Source organism: Mesorhizobium sp. P2_D6 (assembly GCF_056404315.1).
Genome location: NZ_JBFUEG010000053.1, coordinates 1 through 5259, shown reverse-complemented (window position 1 = coordinate 5259; position 5259 = coordinate 1). Strand labels below are relative to the sequence as shown.

3 protein-coding genes and 1 pseudogene are annotated in these 5259 nt (G+C 57.4%); 3 read left to right on the top strand and 1 reads right to left on the bottom strand.

The window, feature by feature from the left end; genetic code table 11:
* From AC1D1L_RS33305 to AC1D1L_RS33295, 3 genes are all read left to right on the top strand, one after another.
* Positions 1-198: integrase core domain-containing protein (locus tag AC1D1L_RS33305; RefSeq protein WP_477345734.1), on the top strand; the 198-nt coding region annotated here is incomplete at its 5' end.
* A gap of 696 nt (positions 199-894) precedes the next feature.
* A complete protein-coding gene (locus AC1D1L_RS33300) occupies positions 895-3588 on the top strand; it encodes a condensation domain-containing protein (protein WP_477345732.1) in 2694 nt (897 codons plus the stop codon).
* Positions 3589-3865: 277 nt separating this feature from the next.
* Positions 3866-4816 carry a methyltransferase domain-containing protein gene (locus AC1D1L_RS33295; protein WP_477345730.1) on the top strand — a complete coding sequence of 317 codons (951 nt, stop codon included), beginning with the start codon at positions 3866-3868 and terminating at the stop codon, positions 4814-4816.
* A 243-nt stretch (positions 4817-5059) separates the two neighbouring features.
* Here AC1D1L_RS33295 and AC1D1L_RS33290 read toward each other — a convergent pair.
* A pseudogene (locus tag AC1D1L_RS33290) lies at positions 5060-5259 on the bottom strand (IS5/IS1182 family transposase); the annotation flags it as partial.

The window sequence follows — 5259 nt, the reverse complement described above, 5'->3', positions numbered from 1 at the left end:
GCCTACATCGAAGCGTTCAACGGCCGCTTCCGGGCGGAGTGTCTGAACGCCCACTGGTTCCTCACGCTTGCAGACGCGGCTGAAAAGATGGAGGATTGGCGCAGATACTACAACGAGGAGCGCCCGCATGGGGCGATCGGGCACAAGGTCCCAATCTCGTTGCTCAATCCCGATGGCGCCACCAGCCCGCCATCGTGAAAAAGCCGGGAAACTCCATCTTCCGGCGGTCCAAACAATGGGTTCAGAGCAGAAATGGTCGCGGCTCTAATCGCCACTGGATGACAGTTCGGTGGCAGGTCAGAAAGACTGTAAATTTACTTGAAGGTCTTGCAACCTTTTTTGATGCCGGCGGTGTGGTACGGAGTGTCGCGACGAATTTCGTAGGATTGCGCTGTTCAAGGGGACGCACAGGGTTAGGATCTGTGATCTGCTTTGCGTGCCCGGGTACCTGGCCCAGTATAATGCGACTGGCCGCTCTGCACAGGGACATGACTCTTTAGCCTTGGCTTTGGAGCACGTCCGGCCAATCCAGTCAACAGTCGTAATGCGCAGACATCCGCAACGGCCTCGTCGCCCTAGCCCACGCCAGTGGCCGCACTTGCCCCCAACTCCAACAGGCGCTCAGCGGCAAAGCCAACGATCTCATTCGGGCTCTTCTCCACGAGGACGCGCTGTTTCGACAACTCTACTGGAAAGAGTTGATGGCCAGTGTGCTGTCGATCGCTGTTCGGAATCTGACACAATGAGGCGCAAGCATTCCCCCGTTGCGGCGTAAAACATATTCTTTTCCCATCTTCCTCGCACAATCTCCTCGGTGGTACGCCGATTGCATGGCAAACGGCGAAGTATCTGTTGCAACTATAGGTATCGCACTCTCCGACCGAGGAGGTCCATATGAAACTTGCTCGAACAATGCAGATCAACACGACAGGCGCTGTACTGAGTGCGGTCCCGGCGATTGAAGCTATGCCGCGTCCGTCACGGCTTCCGCTGTCATTCCCTCAGCAGCGGCTTTGGTCCCTATCGCGTCTGGAAGGCGGCAGTGAGTCCCGTCACATCCAGATCGGGCTTCGGCTTCACGGCGAGTTGGACGAGGCGGCCCTGCAATCGGCCTTGGACGGGTTGATTGCGCGTCATGAGGTGCTGCGCACCACCTTCGGGATGAACGATGGCGAGCCGTTCCAGCAGATCGGGTCTACGGACGTCCGCCTGCCGCTGAAACGGGACGATCTGACGGCGGCAGCGGACGTACAGGCGACGCTCTCGGAGCTAATGCGCCATGAAAGGCAGGCGGAGTTTCACATGGAAGCGGGGCCGCTGATCCGCACACGACTGGCACGCTTGGCCGAGGACGATCATATGCTGCTGATCACCATGCATCACATGGTCTCAGACGGCCGGTCGCAGGAGATTTTGATACGCGAGCTCAGCGAGCTCTACGCGGCGGCCCGAGAGGGCCGCCCGGATCGGCTGACGCCATTGCCGGTGCAGTATGCGGACTACGCGATTTGGCAGCGACGTTGGCTGGCAGGTGAGGTCTTCGAGCGGCAGTCGGAATACTGGCTCCGAATGCTGGATGGTGCGCCAGCGGCTCTGGAGCTGCCGACAGACCGGCCGCGTCCGGCGGAGCAGGACTACAGCGGTAATTACGTCGACTTCGTGTTGCACGAGACGCTGAGTGCACAGCTGAAGGTGCTGAGCCTGCGTCAGCGGACGACGCTGTTCGTGACACTGCTGGCAGGCTGGGCGCTGGTGCTGGCGCGGCTGTCGGGTCAGAATGAGCTGGTGATCGCCACACCATGCGACGATCGCACTCGCCCCGAGATCGAGGGGATGATCGGCTGCTTCGCCCACACCTTGGCGCTGAGGATCGATCTGTCGGGCGATCCGTCGCTGGAGACATTGCTGGGGCGGGTGAATGCCGCTGCGCTTGGGGCGCAGGAGCATCAGGACCTGCCGTTTGAGCAGGCGGTGGAACTCGCCGATCCGCCCCACAAACTGGACCAAAGCCCGATTTTCCAAGTTATACTTACATGGCAAAATAATTCTGGGGAATCGGCGGAACTGCCGGCTCTCGAACTTAAGTATGTTGATGTTGGTAATCGCGTCGCGCAATATGATCTTGCACTTAATCTTTCTGAGGTCGGCGAGGCGATTTGCGGAAGGCTGATCTACCTGACGTCGCTGTTTGAGCGGAGCACGGTGGAACGGTTTGTGAGCTATTTGCAGCAGGCACTGAGCCAGATGGCGGCCGACCCGGGGCAGCGAGTCTGGTCGGTACCGCTTCTGTTGGCGGAGGAACGTCGATGTCCGGTTGAGTCGAACCCGGCGGAAGCAGCCTCTCCACAGGACCGCTGGGTTCACCAACTGCTTGAGGCGCAGACGGAGCGGGATCCGGAAGCGACCGCGGACACGGATAAGGGCCAGAGCCTTAGCGATCGTGAGTTGACTGCTCGGGCGACCTGCGCGGCACCCCGAATTTGCTCTCCCGAAGCACCACCCACCAACTCGGACCCGCGGCCCGACAGTGCGGTGATGAATTTCATCGAGGGGACGCGCGTCGTTAGCGAGAGTGAACTGCAAGCCAACAGCATCATGCGTTATCATGTCACAAAATTTTATCGTGAACAGATCATCAACAGTGGTTACTATGAGCAGCTCAAGTACATTGTGCAGCCCTCATTCGAGGAGTTCAAAAGTCCCGGCAACCTGGATACGAGTGGCGAACAAGACAACACGGTCGTGCCCGGATTTCAGCATAAGTACGCCCAAACCGCGTTGTTGCTGGTAACGGACCGTTGCGTTTCATATTGCCGTTATTGCCTTCGCAAACGCATGGTCGGCAAGGCCTCCGATGAAGTAGCAGCTGACTTCACCCGAATTGCGCAATATATTCGCGGCCATTCCGAGATCACAAACGTGCTGCTAACGGGAGGCGACCCGTTCGTGCTCAGCACGGCCAAGCTCGACAAAATTCTTGATCATCTGCTGCCTATCCCACATCTCGATTCGATTCGATTCGGGACAAAAACACTGGCCTATGAGCCCAAGCGGTTCGAGGATCCTGCTTTGCCGGCTTTATTCCAACGGATCTATGAAGCGGGTAAGGCCGCAGTTATCGTCACACACTTCGACCACATCGGTGAAATCTCCGTCAATGCGGAGGGTCACATTCGCTCCTTGCGCGCACAGGGCGTGCAGTTCCTGAACCAAACCGTGCTTCTTGCGAAAGTCAACGATGATCCTGATATCTTGGCTGCCACTTTCGCCAAGTGTCACAAAATGGGTGTGCGTCCCTATTATCTCTTTCAGGCCAGACCGGTGAAAGGCGCATCGCATTTTCAGGTTTCACTGTGCCGCGGAATAGAGATTGCGCGCGGCATTAATCAACGTCTCAGCGGTATTCAAAAAACATTCAAATACATCATGTCCCATTATACAGGAAAGATCGAGATTATCGACCTAGCACCCGATGGCCGCGTATATATGCGATATCATCAAAACAAGACTCCCGAAAAGATCGGCAAGGTCTTTTCCCGGCCACATCTCGAGGGCGCTTGCTGGTTGGACGATTTGCCCGAAGGATGAGATCCAAAGGCGCGCATGAAATATGGCGTGCTCAAAATCGGCAGGTTCCGCAGTTGGCCCGACCTCAGGGAGACAGCCGAGAGGTTCTTTGGAGATCTCTGTGGAAGTCTCGTTTGAGTGGACGGATACGGAGTCCGACCAGAAGAGTAACGCCATACTGAATGCCGATGGTCACAGGACCTCCCACGGTCCCCCTCCAAATCGGTGTTTGTAAACTCAATCAAGAACAGTTTCTATCGATCTGCCCGCCCGCATCTGGTCACTACGGAGAACCACAATGTTTCCAAACAGTAAAGATTCGCACCTTTCCCAGTTGGAAAAGATAAACCCGGTGGCCTTCAAGGCTATCGAGCTCCGAAGAGTTAGAGAACCATCCGCCTGCGTTGCCGATCTGGCCAATCTCTCGCGCAATGAGTTCACCTCGGAAGGGCGTGGGTCGGATTACCTCGATAGCATCCAACTGTCGCTGCTGGCACGATCGGAGGGTGTGATGGATCTCCTAGGCAAGATGCATCCCAACGGTCGCGACGGACTTTGTTCATCACTGATCATCTGCGATCTTCTCGCCGGTGACGGATACGTGAACAAGGTAGCCCACCGGCTCTTAGGTGCGGCGCGCTGCCCGAGTTTCATCAACTCTGACATCTCTCAGTTCATGGTGGACCGTTGCATCCGCGACGGCCTGTTTGCGATCTGGCAAAGCGCGACTGATCCGTTCTGGATTAGAGACGGATCAGTGGATGGTGTGCTGATGGCTTACGGCACGCACCACATCCCGCGCGCTCAGCGCGCCACCGCCGTCCAGGCGGCTGCGCGAATTCTCCGACCGGGTGGCATCTTCGTTCTTCATGACTTCGAAGAGGGCTCACCCACTGCCCGCTGGTTCGCTCACGTGGTGTCAACTCATTCCGTGACGCCGCATGAGTATCCTCATTTTACTGCGGGCGAGGTGCTCGATCTGTTGGCTGCAGCGCGGTTCGATGAGGTAACTGTGCAGCGAATCGCAGACCCTTTCGTCTTCTACGGAGGAGACGAAGAGAGCGTTCTCCAATTATTAGCCGAATACGTCGTGAAGATGTACGGGCTAGAGAAGCTCCGGAGCCACACGCAGCGCGTGCTCGCGCTTCTTGATGAGTATTTCGGGGTCGTCGTGACACGGACCTCTCACGGTGAGTTCGAAGCGCGCATAGCGCGCAATGCGTTGGTCGGGAGCGGGCGACGGGTGTGAAAGACAGTATCGCCGGCCCCATCAAGGGCGGCTTTCGCTTCCTCTGCCTTGTCTTAGCCGTCTGCTTTGAATTCGATTGCCGTCCGATTATCATTTTGATTGCGACCCTCCATGCCGGGTGTGAATGATGGAATGGTGCTGATACCTGCGTGATCTCGCGAGTCGCCCGTGAAGAAAGCCATTTCGGCACCGGCGTTAAAGGCGAGCCCCGTTTCGGAGGCTATTCCGGTTGAGCTGCGGAGGTCAGGCTGATCGTGGCTGGACCGGTGACGCTGGAGCGGTTGCAAGCAGCGCCAGGAAGAAGGCAAACAAAAGCCTCAGCCAGTTGAGCAAGAGGCTGAAGTTGTAGCCGGCGAGCATGGCGTTGTTGGCGTCGCCTTCGGTGAAGGCCAGAAAGTTGCGGCCCATGCGATGGTCCTGCTTGAGATGGCCGATGACCGGTT